The organism is Pseudomonas sp. Leaf127, assembly GCF_001423155.1.
GTDB lineage: Bacteria > Pseudomonadota > Gammaproteobacteria > Pseudomonadales > Pseudomonadaceae > Aquipseudomonas > Aquipseudomonas ovata.
Genome location: NZ_LMOA01000003.1, coordinates 122,436 through 138,222 on the forward strand (window position 1 = coordinate 122,436; position 15,787 = coordinate 138,222).

The 15,787-nt window shown below is 61.0% G+C and carries 11 protein-coding genes and 1 pseudogene; 8 read left to right on the forward strand and 4 right to left on the reverse strand.

The genetic code is table 11. From position 1 onward, the window contains the following. Positions 1–52 precede the first annotated feature (52 nt). The 5 genes and pseudogenes from ASF84_RS30090 to ASF84_RS04900 form a co-directional block, all read left to right on the forward strand. Positions 53–484 (forward strand): annotated as a pseudogene (locus ASF84_RS30090) (methyl-accepting chemotaxis protein); the annotation flags it as partial. 474 nt (positions 485–958) lie between these two features. After that, a complete protein-coding gene (locus tag ASF84_RS04885) occupies positions 959–2,275 on the forward strand; it encodes a TerD family protein (RefSeq protein WP_056835832.1) in 1,317 nt (438 codons plus the stop codon). A gap of 242 nt (positions 2,276–2,517) precedes the next feature. After that, on the forward strand, positions 2,518–4,149 hold the full coding sequence (locus ASF84_RS04890; protein ID WP_056835835.1) for a DUF6311 domain-containing protein: 1,632 nt from the start codon (positions 2,518–2,520) through the stop codon (positions 4,147–4,149). Positions 4,150–4,154: 5 nt separating this feature from the next. Then, complete coding sequence (locus tag ASF84_RS04895) at positions 4,155–5,099, forward strand: glycosyltransferase family 2 protein (protein ID WP_056835837.1); 945 nt, start codon at positions 4,155–4,157, stop codon at positions 5,097–5,099. Between the two features lie 21 nt (positions 5,100–5,120). Then, positions 5,121–5,486, forward strand: a complete 366-nt coding sequence (locus ASF84_RS04900) for a GtrA family protein (protein WP_056835875.1) — start codon at positions 5,121–5,123, stop codon at positions 5,484–5,486. A gap of 699 nt (positions 5,487–6,185) precedes the next feature. Here ASF84_RS04900 and ASF84_RS04910 read toward each other — a convergent pair. Genes ASF84_RS04910 through ASF84_RS04925 form a run of 4 tightly spaced genes read right to left on the reverse strand, consistent with a single transcriptional unit; the run spans position 6,186 to position 12,026 of the window. Continuing rightward, positions 6,186–8,669 (reverse strand): glycosyltransferase family 4 protein, encoded by a 2,484-nt coding sequence (locus ASF84_RS04910; protein ID WP_056835841.1) that lies wholly within the window; start codon positions 8,667–8,669, stop codon positions 6,186–6,188. Then, on the reverse strand, positions 8,669–10,021 hold the full coding sequence (locus ASF84_RS04915) for a class I SAM-dependent methyltransferase (RefSeq protein WP_056835843.1): 1,353 nt from the start codon (positions 10,019–10,021) through the stop codon (positions 8,669–8,671). Before ASF84_RS04915 ends, ASF84_RS04910 begins: the two co-directional genes overlap by 1 nt. Next, positions 10,018–11,235, reverse strand: a complete 1,218-nt coding sequence (locus ASF84_RS04920) for an ABC transporter ATP-binding protein (protein ID WP_056835846.1) — start codon at positions 11,233–11,235, stop codon at positions 10,018–10,020. The genes ASF84_RS04915 and ASF84_RS04920 overlap by 4 nt, the downstream gene beginning before the upstream one ends. Further along, positions 11,232–12,026, reverse strand: coding sequence for an ABC transporter permease (locus ASF84_RS04925; protein WP_056835848.1), 795 nt, complete (start codon positions 12,024–12,026; stop codon positions 11,232–11,234). The genes ASF84_RS04920 and ASF84_RS04925 overlap by 4 nt, the downstream gene beginning before the upstream one ends. Positions 12,027–12,564: 538 nt before the next feature. Between ASF84_RS04925 and gmd the strand changes: the two genes are divergently transcribed. The 3 genes from gmd (at position 12,565) to ASF84_RS04940 (ending at position 15,763) form a co-directional block, all read left to right on the forward strand. Then, a complete protein-coding gene (gene gmd / locus ASF84_RS04930; RefSeq protein ID WP_056835850.1) occupies positions 12,565–13,596 on the forward strand; it encodes a GDP-mannose 4,6-dehydratase in 1,032 nt (343 codons plus the stop codon). Further along, the gene (locus ASF84_RS04935) at positions 13,596–14,492 is read left to right on the forward strand and encodes a GDP-mannose 4,6-dehydratase (protein WP_056835853.1); all 897 of its coding nucleotides are present in this window, start codon (positions 13,596–13,598) and stop codon (positions 14,490–14,492) included. The genes gmd and ASF84_RS04935 overlap by 1 nt, the downstream gene beginning before the upstream one ends. Before the next feature lie 164 nt (positions 14,493–14,656). Beyond that, positions 14,657–15,763 (forward strand): glycosyltransferase family 4 protein, encoded by a 1,107-nt coding sequence (locus ASF84_RS04940; protein ID WP_056835854.1) that lies wholly within the window; start codon positions 14,657–14,659, stop codon positions 15,761–15,763. The last annotated feature ends 24 nt before the right edge of the window (positions 15,764–15,787 follow it).

Here is a 15,787-nt window from a genome sequence, read left to right on the forward strand (position 1 = left end):
GAAAACGGATGTCAGCGCCCGACGGGGTGCCGAAGTGGTACAGAACACTGTGCAGACCATGCGCCGGATCTCTGAAGAAATGCAGTCGGCGTCCACGGGTATCGAGGCGCTGGGCAAGCAGTCGCTGTTGATCAGCTCGATCGTGCAGACCATTGGGGGTATTGCCCAGCAAACCAATCTGCTGGCCCTCAATGCCGCCATCGAAGCCGCACGCGCCGGCGAACAGGGGCGCGGGTTTGCCGTGGTGGCCGATGAGGTGCGGCAACTGGCTGGCCGTACCAGCGCCGCTACCGAGGAGATCGTCACGGTGGTGCAGCAGAACCAGAACCTCACCGACGAAGCGGTACGCGGCATGGCCAACAGCCGCGGCCAGGCCGAACAGGGCCTGGCGCTGGCCAACGAGGCAGGCTCGGTGATCGTCGAAATCCAGGAAGGCGCCAGGCAAGTGGTCGGCGCGGTGGGCCGCTTTGCCAATCAGTTGTAAATAGCCTTAGCAGGAGGCTGCTCTGCAGTACAGGTGCACCTGCTGCGTCTGTCACATAGCCATCGCCAGCAGAGCTGCCTCCTACAGTCCAGTGCCAGGCACGAGATCCAGGACAACATCAATCCTGTGGGAGGCGGCTCTGCCGGCGATGAGGCCAGCAAGCCCAACACACCTGCTGCGCCTGCCCCATCGCCATCGCCATCGCCATCGCCAGACAGTTGCTGCCTCCCACAGTCCAGTGCCAGGCACAAGATCCAGAACAACATCAATCCTGTGGGAGGCGGCTTGCCGGCGATGAGGCCAGCAAGGCCGATATACCTGCGGCGTCTGTGACTGAGCCAGAGCAGCCTTCCACCGACCTGAGTAAAGTATTGGCCTTGGCCGGAAAGCAGGCGCTACCATCGCGCGGTAACGCCATTCGCAGCTGGAGCGGTAGACCGCCCGGCAGCCTCTCCATGGAACAGGGAAACAGCCGTGAGCCAAAGCCTCAAACCCGGTGAAAACACAACCCTCGATCAAACCCAGGGCCAGGTCGTGGTGACCCACGGCGCCGATGCCCGGCTGGACGTCAACCTGACTGCGTTTCTGGTCACTGACAGTGGCAAGGTGCTTGATGACAGCGGCATGGTGTTCTTCAATGCGCCGGTACATGCCTCGGGCGCCGCTACGTTTTCTGACCCGGTGACAGCGGGCGGTACGGTCAGCCACAGCATTCGGTTCGACCTTGCCCGGTTGCCGGCCGGTATTTCGAAAATCGCCATTACCCTGACCCAGGATGGCGGCAGTGCAGGCTTTGCCGAGGTCCAGGCCTTGCAGGCGCAGGTGACGACAGGGACTCAGGTGCTCGAACTGGCCCCGGGTGCCTTCAGCGCGGAAACCGGAATCATTGTGCTCGAATTGTACGTGCGCAATGACCAGGTCAAGGCACGTTCGGTCTGGCAGGGCTTTGCCAGCGGTCTGGCGGGGCTGTGCGGGCTGTACGGCATCGATGTCGAGGAACCGGAGCCAGCACCACCAGCACCGGCCCCGGCCCCGGCCCCAGCCCCAGCCCCAGCCCCAGCCCCGACAGTGAACATCACCAAGTCGGTGATCACCCTCGATAAACCCGGGGCGACCCACAAGGTCACGCTGGACAAGGGACCGAGCGCCCCACGGGCCATTCGGGTCAGTGCCACCTGGATCGATAATGGCGATGGCCGGGACAACGACGACCTGGACCTGCGCATCGGCATTCTGCGGCCCGATGGCAAGATGTCGATCATCCAGGCCCCGGAAAAACGCGGTGCCTTCGATCTCTATCCGTTCGTGTTCCACACCGGCGATGTGGTCCAGGCCAGTGCCTCGCAACCGGCACAGGAAACCGTCGAGATTAACCCGCACATTTCCAGGCAACTGGGCGGCAAGGTCGCGCTGGTGTGCAGCGTCTATTCGGCGGTGAACAACGGTAACGTTTCGGTGGCCTCGCTCAAGCCCAGAATGCGCATGGAATATGGCGATCAGGTGGTCGAGTGTGCATTCGATTTCCCCGATGGCAAGAAAGGCTTCTTCGGCCGCAAGGTCAGCAGCGGCATCTACACCTATGTGATCGGCCTGATCGAGATCGATCAGGATCACATCGTGCTCAGCCCTTCGGGCGTCACCTCAGAAAGGGGCAGCGAAGCCACACCCTGGCTGACCTGGAACAACGGCTCGGTGCTGTTGACCATGGACGGTCCGGCAGTGTTCAAGGGCGATGATCATGACGATGACGACGAGTATGACTACGACGATCAGGGTCGGCGCTATGTCTGATATCAATAGGTCGCTCTGTCAGCACTGACCTGTTCAATTGCACGTGAGGCGCAGGGTCGCCTCACGTCCCTCATGTCGAGTGTGTAAGTTCTCTGGTATCCTGCCGCCCCTTTCAAGTCGCACGAATGCCCTGATCAACAGGGCATTAATAGCTGTGCTTGTACACGCGATGACAATAACGTTATGCACGGTTGCCTGACGTCATGTGCTGTTATCGCCTCCCCTGCCCCATAGGATGTGCAATGCGTGACAACCAATTGAAATCGACCGGGTGGGTCGGGTTGTTGATCGCCATCGGAATTGCGGTGTTTTTCATACTCCGCTATTTCCCTGACGGTTTTCTGCTCGGCACGTCGTCGTACTGGAATACCGAAACCGAGGATGTCACGCAGTACATCTCCGGCTTCAATGCGTATTTCCAGGCACCGTTCAGCTGGCCCTTGCTGGCGTTCGACAGTTTCAACTACCCGGTGGGCACACGCATTACGTTTCTCGATGCGTTGCCGCTGTACTCACTGTTATTGAAAGTGTTCGTGCCGGCGCATGTTGCGCCCTTCAATCCCTTCGGCGTCTGGATCGGCCTGGCGTTTGTCCTGCAGGCGGTGTGTGCCTGGTGGATCCTCAAGGAGTTGCGCATCGCCTCATGGCTGGCACTGATCACCCTGGTGGTGCTGTTCATCCTGTCACCGGCGTTTCTGGCCCGGGTGCCGCACACCTCGCTGTTTTCGCAGTGGATCGTGCTGGGCGCGCTGGCGCTGTACATCCGCTCGGCACGGCTGTCGCAGTTAAGGCCGGTGGCCTGGACACTGTGGCTGGCGATGGCGTTCTACCTGAACATCTACCTGTTCACCATGGCGACAGCGATTTACATCGCGACCTTTTTCACCGTGCGTAGCTACCAGAGCCTGCGGCAGCTCGCCTGGTCAGCGCTGCCGGTGGTGGTGATCGGCCTGAGTCTGCTGATTACCGTGTTGCCGCTGCCACGCGAAGCCGTCGCGCCTGAAGGTGGCTTTGGCGTTTACTCGATGAACCTGCTGTCGCCCATTGCCGGTGCCAGCCTGATGAGTATTCCGAATGCCTCTATGCCGGGTCAGGGCGAGGGTTATAACTACCTGGGCCTGGGCGTGATCCTTGCCTTCCTGATCGCCCTGCGTGTGCACCAGACCCACCCGAGCCCTACGTTTACCCGGCATCGGTCGCTGTTCATCCTGATGCTGTTGTTCACGCTCTATGCCCTGTCGAACCGGATCTATTTCGGTACTGTCGAGGTGCTGACACTCAATTACCCGGCCTTCATGGACATCCTGACTTCGCAATTCCGGGCTTCGGGTCGGTTCTTCTGGCCGGTCGGGTACTGCATCATCGTGTTCACGGTCGTCATGCTCTACCGTCACACCCGCCGGGTTGTATTTGCGGGTCTGATGCTGGCGTTACTGTTTGTACAAGTGATGGATCTGCGCAGCGTCCGGCATAACTTCGTCGACACGATCAATCGGCCGCCCAGCCAGATACTGACCACCGCGTTGTGGGACAAGGAACTTGGCCCGCAGGCGGCCCATCTGTATTTCTATCCGAAATTCCGCTGCCCGAGTCCTGATGTTCTGCAGACCCTGATGCCCATGATGCGTTACAGCGCCGAACGCGGCCTGACCCTCAATACCGGTTATATCGCCCGGCACCAGCCACCGTGCGACACGGCCAGCCTGCAGACTGAAATAAGCCAGGCTGACCGGGCCCGTTCAGCCTTTGTTTTCAACCAGTCGGTTTATGGATCGGTGGAGTCGATCACGCCGTTGTTCCCGGCCAACGTGACCCTCCACTGCAATCGCGTTGATTTTGCTTTTGTCTGCAAAGCCCATGAGTCCAAGGAATAAGTCGTATGAACTCTGCCGCGCGCAAGAAAATCTCTCTGGTCGCCCCGTTCTATAACGAAGAAAACGGCGTGTTCGCGTTCTTTGAACGGATCGAGGCGCTCAGGCTGCACGTTCAGGATCGCTACGATCTTGAAGTGGTGGCCGTCAATGACGGCAGCCGTGACAAGACCCTGGAAAAGCTGATTGAGGCCAAGGCCGTCTGGTCCTTTATCAAGGTGATCGATTTTTCGCGCAACTTTGGCAAGGAAGCCGCCCTGTCGGCCGGTCTTGACCACGCGAGTGGCGATGCTGTCGTGCCGATCGACTCGGACCTGCAGCATCCGCCCGAGATGGTCATCGAGATGATTCAAAAATGGGAAGAAGGCTTTGAAGTCGTGCTGGCCAAGCGCACGGACCGCGACACCGATCGCGCCGTGCAACGGGTCACCGCCAACTATTTCTATCGCCTGCACAACAGCATCTCGGACATCGACATTCCTGCCGACGTGGGCGATTTCCGGTTGATGGATGCCAAGGTGGTCGAGGCCATCAAGGCATTGCCCGAGAGCCGCCGCTTCATGAAGGGGCTGTTTGCCTGGGTCGGTTTCAAAACCACCACCCTTGAGTACAAGGTGGCCGCACGCGAGCACGGCCACACCAGTTTCAATACCTGGAAGCTGTGGAACTTCGCCATCGAGGGCATCACCAGTTTCAGCTCGGTGCCCTTGCGGGTCTGGACCTACCTGGGCTTTGCCATTTCTTCGCTGGCGTTTCTGTATGGTATTTACCTGATCCTCAAGACCCTGTTTTTCGGTATCGACACGCCCGGTTATGCGTCGATCATGATCGCGATCCTGTTCACCAGCGGCGTGCAATTGATCGGCATCGGTGTGCTGGGCGAGTACATGGGCCGGATCTTTGCCGAAAGCAAGCGCCGGCCGGTGTACATCATTCGCGAGATCATCAGCTAAGTGAACGCCATCAAGTCCCTCATGAACCTGCAGTTCATGACCTTCGCCGTGATCGGGGTGTGCAACACCCTGATCCATGCTGCCGCCGTGGTCGTGTGCGTCGAACTCCTGCATTTCTCCCCGACGCTGGCCAACGGTGTCGCCTTCATGCTGGCCAATCTGGTGTCGTATTTCCTCAACAGCACCTACACCTTCAAGACCTCGATCAGCCTGTACAAGTACTACCGGTTTTTCGTGGCTTCGCTGCTGTCACTGGGGCTGACGCTACTGATTGCCTACATCGGTACGCTGTTGCAGGTGCACTATCTGTTCAGCCTGCTGGCGGCGATCTTCATCGTGCCGGTGCTCAACTTCTTTGTGCTCAAGGCCTGGGCATTCGCAAAGTGACACCCCACCTGCCAGGCTGAGGTGAGCTAGCCTCATCGCGGGCCGCCTCCCACAGGCTTGAGTCGCCCAGGATCTTGTACCTGACACCGGACTGTGGGAGGCGGCTTGCCGGCGATGGCTATGTGTCAGGCACAGCAGGTGTATGGGCATTGCTGGCCTCATCGCCGGCAGAGCCGCCTCCCACAGGGTTGATGTCGCCCAGGATCTCGTGCCTGACACCAGATTGTGGGAGGCACAAGCTCTGCTGGCGATGGCTATGTGTCAGGCGCAGCAGGTGTATGGGCCTTGCTGGCGTCATCGCCGGCAGAGCCGCCTCCCACAGGGTTGATATCGCCCAGGATCTCGGGCCTGACACCGGACTGTGGGAGGCGGCTTGCCGGCGATGGCTGTGTGTCAGGCGCAGCAGGTGTATGGGCATTGCTGGCCTCATCGCCGACAGAGCCGCCTCCCACCGGTTGGATGTCGCCCAGGATCTTGTGCCTGACACCGGACTGTGGGAGGCGGCTTGCCGGCGATGGCTGTGTGTCAGACGCAGCAGGTGTATGGGCCTTGCTGGCCTCATCGCCGGCAGAGCCGCCTCCCACCGGTTGGATGTCGCCCAGGATCTCGGGCCTGGCACCAGACTGATGAAGCTGTCGTTGACATCCACAGGGTGCCGCCGTGGCGCATAGACGCCTCGGCGTGGGCGGGCCCGGAAGATTAGGCCAGTTGTGCCTTGAGCTGCTCCGCACTCTGTTCCCAGGTCAGCCATGGCATGGCGGACGAGGCCGGGTGGTTGCCGGCCTGGTACAGCTCCAGCCAGGCGATGACCGCAGTGCTCAGGTCGGCGGGATTCAGGCCGCTGAAGTAAAACGCGTGCTCGCCGGCAATCTCACGGAACACCGGCAGGTCACGGATGATCATCGGCATGTGGTGCTGGGCGGCCTCGATCAGCGGCAAGCCGAAGCCTTCTCCTTCGGAGGCCGCGATCAGGCAGGTGGCAGCCGAATAGACCTTTTCCAGGTATTCGTCGCTGATGCCTTCGAGCCAGAACAGCCGCTTGCCTTTTTCCGGGTGTGATTCCAGCCGCGCCACCAGGGCATCGACCAGCCAGCCACGCTTGCCGATGATGACCAGGTTGACTTGCTGCCCCTGCGCCCACAGCGTCTCGAACGCCGACAGGGCCTGCGCGTGACCCTTGCGCGGCTCGATGGTGCTGACCATCAGGAAGCTGGGCTGATGGCGCAGCAGGTCGAGCAGTTGCGGCGCGTCGTCCGGCAGGCCGGTGGATGGCAGGCTGTTGTCGATGTCGGCACCCAGGTGAAAGCTGCTCACTCGTGGCTGGTTACCGGCATACAGCTCGGGGTGCGTGTCCAGCCAGGCCTGCAGTTCGGTGGCCACCGCAGCCGAGATGCAGATCAGGTTGCTGCCGGCCAGGGCGATCTTGTGCAGCCAGTCATTGAACATGTCGCCGGTCGTTTCTGGCCACCAGTCGGGGCGATGGTGGAGCAGCAGATCGTAGACGATGTAGCTGATCTGCACGCCCATCAGGCGCATCTGGTGATGCAGCGGGTAAAGCTGATTGGCCAGGTGCATGTTCAGGTCAAGGGACAGGTAGATGTCGTCCTGGGCAAAATCGATCAGCGCGTCCTCGGTGTCAGGAAACGGCGGGTGAATGCGCGAGGTGAAGGCATTGGCATAGTAATAGCGGCCTTCGGCGTAATACACCGGGCGCACATTCAAGCCTTCGGGCGGGGCGCTTAGGAACTCGTGCAACAGGCTGCGGACCACGCGCTGGATACCGGACTTGGCATCCTTTTGCACGATGCTGGAGACGTCGAGCAGCAGTTGCCGCTGCCCGGCACCGGCCACGTTGAAGGCAATGCTTTTGGCAACCCGGAACAGCTCGGCATCGCTGGGGACGGTGTCGGTCAAGGCCACCAGGCGCTGCAGCAACTCGTCAGGTGCGGTGTCCTGCGCCTCGGCCGGACGCGGCTGATGGCGCAGTTCAAGTGCGGCAATGGCTTTTCTGGCCGACGCGTCCCAGGAAAATTTCATGCATTGCTGGCGGGCGCTGTCGATCAGGCGTTGGCGGAACGCTTCATCTTCCAGGCTCTGGGTCAGCTTGGCGGCGATGGACTCGACCGACAGCGGGTCGAACAAGGCCTCATCGCAGCCGATGACCTCAGGCACACTGCTGCTGTTGGAGCCGATGACCGCCGCCCCGCAGGCCATGGCTTCGAGCACCGGCAGGCCAAAGCCTTCGTGCACGGATGGAAACACGAACACGGTGGCTTGCGAGTACAGGCCGATCAGGTCCTGGTCGTTGACATACCCGGTCAGTACCAGCTCGTTGGGGCGTATGGCGAACTTTTCAGCCAGCGCCTGCAACTCGGCCCGCTGCGGAGCATGCAGCTTGCTGGCGATGACCAGCGGATAGCGGCTTTTCAGGTTCTGGGACAGGCGACTGTAGGCCTCAAGCAGGCGCGCAAAGTTCTTGCGCGGGTCGAAACCGCCCGGCGCGTAGAGAATGAACGGCGCCTTGATGCCCAGCCGCTGCAGCCGTTCGGCCTGGCCAGGCAGGTCGTCATCGGGCTTGAATTGCTCACCGATGGCGGCCGAAATATTGTCGATACGCTGCGGATCGATCCCCAGGCAGGTAATGGCTTCCTGGCGCGAAGAGTCGGAGATGGCCAACAGCGTGTCGGCGTTCTTCAGCCAGTCAATCTTGCGCTGGTAGTACGCCTCAAGCTCCGGCGTGCCCAGGTACACCTCTTTGTTCAGCAACGGGATCAGGTCATACAGCACCGTCGCGGTCTGGTAACGGGTCGCAATCACGCCGATCGAGGTAACGGCGTTGGACTGGTAGCCTTCGAACAGGCTGCTGACCAGCACCACGTCGGGGTTCAGGGCGGCGATGAAGCTTTCGCGCAGCACTTCGGCCGCCTGCACGGTCCAGGGGCTGGGGTTGGCGCTGACGGCGTCTGGCACGGAGAACACGCGGATACGTTGCGGCTCGACCAGGCCAGCAAAGGCGGTGCGGATATCGGAGAGGCTGTCGGCCAGTTGGCCGTTGAGGACCAGCCATATTTCATGCTCGCCGGCGTTGCGGGCCATGGCTTGGGCCAGAGACAGCGAATAGCGGCCGATACCCCGGAAGCGGCTATCGGACTGTGCGCCTTGCAGATCGATGACAATACGCATCAACGGTTTTCCTTGCGCTCAAAAGCTTGCTTGAGTTCGGCGTAGACATGAGCCACTCGCGGGCTCGGGTGCGCGAATTCGTCTTCATCGGCTTGCATGATGTTTGGATTCAACTCGCTCAGAGACGGCTCGATGAAGCCATGGTCCAGAGCAAACTGCCTGGCCTTCTGGAACAGGCCGGGATGGGCCTTGATGAGCGCGTTCACGCGCAGGGTCAGTACCGGCCGGTCAAGCACAAAACGCATTGAACGGAACAGGACCGAGCGCATGCCCCGCTTGGGCAACCTGAGCCCCCAGCGCGCTGCGCGTAGGCCAACGCGTAGCGGCCGGGTGAGGCGCCAGGAACTGCTGCTCAGCAAGGCGCTGATCTGCGCTTGATAGGCTTGATTCTGCACCCTCATATGCTCGATCTCGGCATTGACGCGCAGGGACTCAAGATGACGCTGCTCGACTTGCCCGACGGCAAACTCTTCGATCTGCTGGCAGCGCAAGTGCGCCTGCTCGGCACGCTGGCTGAGTTCATGCAGCTGGGCGTGATGGCTGGCATTAAGCGCTGCCAGCTCGCGAACAGCGGCTTCAAGATGCTCGATCTGGGCACTGGAGCGCGAAACCTGGTGGTCATAACGGGTGGCCAGCAGGTCCAGCGACAACCCGTAATCGCGTTCGAAGGCGGCATCGAAGGTCTGCATCTGCTCGGCAGGCGCCTGCTTCTGGGCCACGATGGCGTAGTCCGGGCTGACGCCGAACAGGACGCTGACCAGGTTGACTTCGTCGCCCTCGACCAGCGGCGCCGGCTCTTGCAGGCGCAGCACCTTGGAGCGTTCGAAGCCGCAGTATTCGGTCAGAAAGCTCAATAGCAGGTGCGGGATCGGCCGTTCGTGGCTGGGGTCGAGGTAAAAATACTGGGCACCGACCACCAGGTTTTCCGCGTTGGGCGTTTCCAGGATCAGCAATCCGCCGGGCTTGAGGACCCGCATGGTTTCGCTGACCAGGTCCTTGAGGACATCGAACGGAATGTGCTCGGCGACATGAAAACCCGAGACCACGGCCAGGCTCTCGTCGGGCATGCGCTTGAGCATCTCCAGCGCATCGCCCTGCTCGACCGGCAGCCCCAGGTCATGGCAGGCCTGGAGCATGCCGGCATCGAGGTCGACGCCCAGGGGGTCGAAACCGTTGCGTTGCAGGATTTCCAGCCACTCGCCACGCCCGCAGCCGACGTCAAGCGCCTTGCGCTCGGGGTAGAGCTGCTTGAGGGGTTCAAGGAACGGCACATAGATCTGCTGACGCTCGTGGATCAACTCACGCGAGCCGCGGTGACGGTCTTCAAAGGCACGATAGAAAAGCCCACTCATCGTTGGCACTCCACGCTCGGCGGTATCCAGGCCAGGCCGACGAACTCGCTTTGCGAAATATTGACTACGTTGAACACGAGCGTTAAATCCACCCATTCATAATTGCGTGCCAGATGGCTGTCGGTGGTGTGCAGGGCGACGGCCACGGAATAGGACCCCACGCCAAGGTTGGCGATGAAGTTGAACGAATACCCCGGCGTCTCGCCCGCCTGCAGGTCATGCAACGTGCAGCCCAGGTGATGGGTGTTGGTGCCGAACACCGGCTGGCCGAGGCGGTCCTTGATCAGGTAGCCCACCACCAGTTCGGGAATGGCGCTGTTGACCTGGGTCTGGATGCGCAGCGACACCGGCTCGCCGACGCTGACGTACTCGATACGCTCGCCGGCGGCATTGTGCAGGGTCACCAGGCCGATATTGGCCTCGCCACTGCCGGAGCGGGTCTGCACGGAGCCGTCGTCCAGCTCGCGGACCTGCACGGTCGAGTTTTCCTTTTCGGCGATCAGCGCGTTGTAGAAGTCCATCACTTCTTCAGGGTTGCCGTCCTTGATGACGGTGCCCTTTTCCAGCAGGATCGCCCGGTCGCACAAGGCCTGGATCGAGCCCCGGTCGTGGGACACGATCAGCAGCGTGGTGCCCTGGCGCTGGAACTCGCGGATGCGCTCGAAGCTTTTGTGCTGGAAGTAGCTGTCGCCGACCGACAGCGCCTCATCGACGATCAGGATGTCGGGGCGGAATGCGGTGGCCACGGCAAAGGCCACCCGCATCTGCATGCCACTGGAGTAGGTGCGTACGGCGTCGTCGAAATACGTGCCGATTTCGGCAAATGCAGCAATGTCGTCGATGACCGTGTCGATCTGGTCGGCGTTGAAGCCCATCAGCCCGGCTGCGTGGTAGACGTTCTGGCGGCCGGTCTGGTCGGGCGAGAAGCCCATGCCCAGTTCCAGGATCGCGGCAATGCGGCCATTGACCTGCACGTGGCCTTCGGTGGGTTGCAAGGTGCCGGTGATCATTTTCAGCAGGGTCGACTTGCCCGCGCCATTCTGGCCAACGATGCCGATGGCCTCGCCCGGCTCGATGTTGAAGCTGATGTGTTTGAGCACCCAGTGCTCTTCGCGGGCCTTGACCGGCACGCCGAACCAGCTGGCGATGCGTTGCAGCTCGCTGGCATAGGTGCGGTAGGCCTTGCCCAGGTTGTTGACGCTCAACAGGCTCATAGGACATCCACCATTTCCGGTGCGGCGCGGCGGAACATGAACAACCCGAGTCCCAGCAGCACCACGGCAATCGCCGCGGTCATTACGAGGCTTTGCAGGTCCGGCGCCCGGGCGTAGACCAGTACGTCGTGGTAGGCGCTGACGATCGGGAACATCGGGTTCATGGCCATGTAGCCTTTGAATTCATCAGGAATGATGTTGAGCGGATAGACCACCGGGGTGAACCAGAACCAGATCTGCAACAGGATCGGAATCACCTGGCCCACATCACGCACGAACACGTTGAGCACGCCGATGATCAGGCCCAGGCCGACCGCCAGTGCGGTGACGACGACGGTCAGGGGGACCAGCCAGAGCATCTGCCATTGCGGCCACTGGCCCAGCAGCGCAAACACCACCAGCAGCGCCACGAACAGCAACAGGTAGTTGAGCAGGCACGAGCCGACGACAATCACCGGCAGGGTAATGCGCGGGAAGCGCATTTTCTTCATCAGGTTGCCCTGGTCGATGAACAGGGTCAGGCAGCGGCCGATGATTTCCGAGAACAGGCTCCAGGCCAATATCCCGGCCATCAGGTAAAGGGCGTAGGCATACTTGCTTTCAATGCCGGGCAGTTTGGCAGCCAGCACGTTGGAGAGCACCAGCGCATAAATTGCAACTTGCGCCAGCGGGTTGATGATCATCCACAGCCCCCCCAGACGACTGCGGGAAAAACGCGCGGAAAACTCGTTGCGAATGGACGAAAACACGAAACCCCGGTAATCCCAGAGGCTTCTAAACAACTCCAACATTCATGACTCCTGATAAGGGTGCGGCCGAACGGCCTCACGCTTGAAAGTGTGTTTCGAGGGTTCCCTGACGGGGCCTGCCCCCTGGCAGCAAAGTCCTTTGCGCGTCGGGCAGCGAAACGCAGAAAAGCCAAAAAGCCATTTCTGGAGGCGCACTATATCGCCTTCATCGTAATAGTCATCGTTTAGTCGTTTTCGGAACGTATTGAAGAGGGGGTTGGATGAGGCAACAGGCCATTGGTTCAGCGGCCTCGAGGCCTGTATGTCAAGGCCGTGCACAGGCCGGTGTACTTCACCTGAATGAAACAAGGGAATTAAATACCGCTTTGAGTGTCAGTTAGCCGCTCTCGCCCCCTCGGGGCGCTGTCGGACTACAACATTTCTGCTGTTTCGATACAGACCCCGCGCCACCAGTCACATGGCCTGGCGGGTCGTATATAAGCGGCCTAACCTGTATCATCGCGTCCTTTCGTTTACTGGCCGATGTTTGCGCCAGTCGTCCTTGGCTATCCACTCTTTTCAATGGAGTAAAACCCCCAGCATGAAAGCAATCGTTACCGGCATCACAGGTCAAGACGGCGCCTACCTGGCTGAACTGCTCCTCGAGAAGGGCTATACCGTCTACGGCACTTATCGCCGTACCAGCTCCGTCAACTTCTGGCGTATCGAAGAACTGGGCATCCAGAACAACCCGAATCTGCACCTGGTCGAATACGACCTGACCGACCTTTCTGCCAGTATTCGTTTGTTGCAAACCACCGAAGCCACCGAAGTCTACAACCTCGCGGCCCAGAGCTTCGTGGGTGTGTCGTTCGACCAGCCGGTGACCACCGCCGAAATCACCGGCCTGGGTGCTGTGAACCTGCTCGAAGCGATTCGCATCGTCAATACCAAGATCCGCTTCTACCAGGCGTCGACCTCCGAGATGTTCGGCCAGGTCCAGGCCATCCCGCAGATCGAGAGCACGCCGTTCTACCCGCGCAGCCCGTATGGCGTGGCCAAGCTCTACGCGCACTGGATGACCATCAACTACCGCGAGTCGTACGGCATCTTCGCCACCAGCGGCATCCTGTTCAACCACGAGTCGCCACTGCGCGGCCGTGAGTTCGTGACCCGCAAGATCACCGACTCGGTGGCCAAGATCAAACTGGGCCTGCTCGACAAGCTGGAACTGGGCAACATGGACGCCAAGCGCGACTGGGGTTTTGCCAAGGAATACGTCGAAGGCATGTGGCGCATGCTGCAGGCTGACGAGCCGGACACCTTCGTACTGGCCACCAACCGTACCGAAACCGTGCGTGACTTCGTCAGCATGGCGTTCAAGGCAGTCGGCATCACCCTGCAGTGGGAAGGCAAGGAAGAGGCCGAGCAAGGCATCGATGCTGCCACCGGCAAGGTGCTGGTCGCGGTGAATCCGAAGTTCTACCGCCCTGCCGAAGTCGAGCTGTTGATCGGCAACCCGGCCAAGGCCAAGGAAGTGTTGGGCTGGGAGCCCAAGACCAACCTGGAAGAGCTGTGCCGCATGATGGTAGAAGCTGACCTGCGTCGCAACGAAAAGGGCTTCTCGTTCTGATGACTATCGCCGGTAAGCGTGCCCTGATTACAGGTATCAATGGCTTCACGGGACAGTTCATGGCCGCCGAGCTTGCCGCTTGCGGCTGTGAGGTGGTCGGCACCGGGAGCCAGCCTTCGAACAGTGCCGGTTACTACCAGGCAGACCTGACGGATGCCGCTGGCCTGCGCACACTGCTGGCCGACATCCAGCCGGACATCGTCGTGCACCTGGCCGCGCTGGCCTTTGTCGGCCACGGCGCGGCGGATGCGTTTTACCAGGTCAACCTGATCGGCACCCGTAACCTGCTGGAGGCCATTGCGGCCTGCGGCAAGACGCCTGAGTGCGTGTTGCTGGCCAGCAGTGCCAACGTGTACGGCAATGCCTCCAGCGGTCTGCTCGACGAGTCGACCGCGCCGGCACCGGCCAACGATTACGCGGTGAGCAAACTGGCGATGGAATACATGGCGAGCCTCTGGCACGACCGTCTGCCGCTGATCATTGCCCGCCCGTTCAATTACACGGGTGTCGGCCAGGCCGATAATTTCCTGCTGCCCAAGATCGTGTCGCACTTTGTCCGCAAGGCCGACACTATCGAACTCGGCAACCTGGATGTCTGGCGTGATTTCAGCGATGTGCGGGCCGTGGTCAGCGCCTATCGCGGGCTGCTGCAAAGCCGCCCGATCGGGCAGACGATCAACGTCTGCTCGGGCGTGACCCACTCGCTGCGTGAAGTGCTGGACATGTGCCGGGACATCACCGGCCAGGCCATCGACGTGCAGGTCAACCCGGCCTTCGTCCGGGCTAACGAGGTCAAGACCCTGTGTGGCGACAACACCCGTTTGCGCACCCATGTGCCGGACTGGCAGACCCCGCCACTGCACGACACCCTGCGCTGGATGTTGTCAGCCGGTTGACCGGACCGCTGTAGGAGCGCGCTTGCCCGCGACCGGCTGCGTCAGCAGTCGTAAATTTGCAGCGTTTCGCAGATTTCAGATCGTAAACTTGCAGCGTTTCCGAGATTTTGCGAGCGCTACGCACTCGGTCGCGGGCAAGCGCGCTCCTACCAACGAGCCCCCCCATGAAGGTATTGCATTTCTTCAAGACCTATTACCCCGACACCACCGGTGGTATCGAACAGGTCATGTTTCAACTCTGCCAGGGCAGTCGCGCCTTTGGCGTCGAAGGCCAGGTGTTGACCCTGAGCCCCGACCCAGTGCCTGAGCGCATCCAGGTGGCCGATCACCCGGTGGTGCGGGTCAAGGAAAACTTCAACCTGGCGTCCACCGGTTTTTCACTGCCCGCCTTTGCCCGCTTCAAGGCCATGGCCGCCGAAGCGGACCTGGTGCATTTTCATTTTCCGTGGCCGATGATGGACCTGGTGCATTTTGCCACCCGTCATGGTCGCCCGACGGTGCTGAGTTATCACTCGGACATCATCAAGCAGCGAACGCTGCTCAAGCTGTATGCGCCGCTGATGAACCGCATGCTGGGCAGCATGGACCGCATTCTGGTCGCCTCGCCCAATTACCAGCGCACCAGCGAAACCCTCAAGCCCTTTGCCGACAAGACCGTGGTGGTGCCATATGGCTTGGATGAGACCGCGTACCCGCAGGTCTCGCCCGAGCGCCGGGCGCACTGGCAGCAACAGGTGCCGGAGCGGTTTTTCCTGTTCGTCGGCGTGCTGCGTTACTACAAGGGCCTGAGCACGCTACTCGATGCCCTGGAAGGTGTGGATTACCCGGTGCTGATTCTGGGCGGTGGCCCACAGGAGCAGGAACTCAAGGCACAGGCCGAGCGCCTGCAATTGCGCAATGTGCGTTTTCTCGGCCGCCTGGACGATGAAGACAAAGCCTGCCTGCTACAGCTGAGCCAGGCGCTGGTGTTCCCCTCGCACCTGCGCTCGGAGGCATTCGGTATATCGCTGCTGGAAGCGTCGATGTACAGCAAGCCGATGATCTCCTGCGAGATCGGCACTGGTACCACGTTCGTCAATATCGACGGCGAAACCGGGCTGGCCGTGCCGCCGGAAAATCCGCAGGCCCTGCGCGAGGCCTTGCGCCGCCTGTGGGACAACCCCGAGGAAGCCGCCCGCTTCGGCGTCCAGGCCCGGGCGCGTTTCGAAGCGTTATTTACGGCGCAGCGGATGTGCGAGCGCACGGTCGAGGTTTACAACCAACTGGTCTGAAACCTGCTGCCCTGCCGGCCGGGC

Bases quoted from the DNA above. Each gene is read 5' to 3' on its own strand.
- ASF84_RS04890 (WP_056835835.1), top strand. From the start codon at position 2,518: ATGCGTGACAACCAATTGAAATCGACCGGGTGGGTCGGGTTGTTGATC.
- ASF84_RS04915 (WP_056835843.1), bottom strand. From the start codon at position 10,021: ATGAGTGGGCTTTTCTATCGTGCCTTTGAAGACCGTCACCGCGGCTCG.
- ASF84_RS04910 (WP_056835841.1), bottom strand. From the start codon at position 8,669: ATGCGTATTGTCATCGATCTGCAAGGCGCACAGTCCGATAGCCGCTTC.
- ASF84_RS04900 (WP_056835875.1), top strand. From the start codon at position 5,121: ATGAACCTGCAGTTCATGACCTTCGCCGTGATCGGGGTGTGCAACACC.
- ASF84_RS04895 (WP_056835837.1), top strand. From the start codon at position 4,155: ATGAACTCTGCCGCGCGCAAGAAAATCTCTCTGGTCGCCCCGTTCTAT.
- gmd (WP_056835850.1), top strand. From the start codon at position 12,565: ATGAAAGCAATCGTTACCGGCATCACAGGTCAAGACGGCGCCTACCTG.
- ASF84_RS04920 (WP_056835846.1), bottom strand. From the start codon at position 11,235: ATGAGCCTGTTGAGCGTCAACAACCTGGGCAAGGCCTACCGCACCTAT.
- ASF84_RS04940 (WP_056835854.1), top strand. From the start codon at position 14,657: ATGAAGGTATTGCATTTCTTCAAGACCTATTACCCCGACACCACCGGT.
- ASF84_RS04935 (WP_056835853.1), top strand. From the start codon at position 13,596: ATGACTATCGCCGGTAAGCGTGCCCTGATTACAGGTATCAATGGCTTC.
- ASF84_RS04925 (WP_056835848.1), bottom strand. From the start codon at position 12,026: ATGTTGGAGTTGTTTAGAAGCCTCTGGGATTACCGGGGTTTCGTGTTT.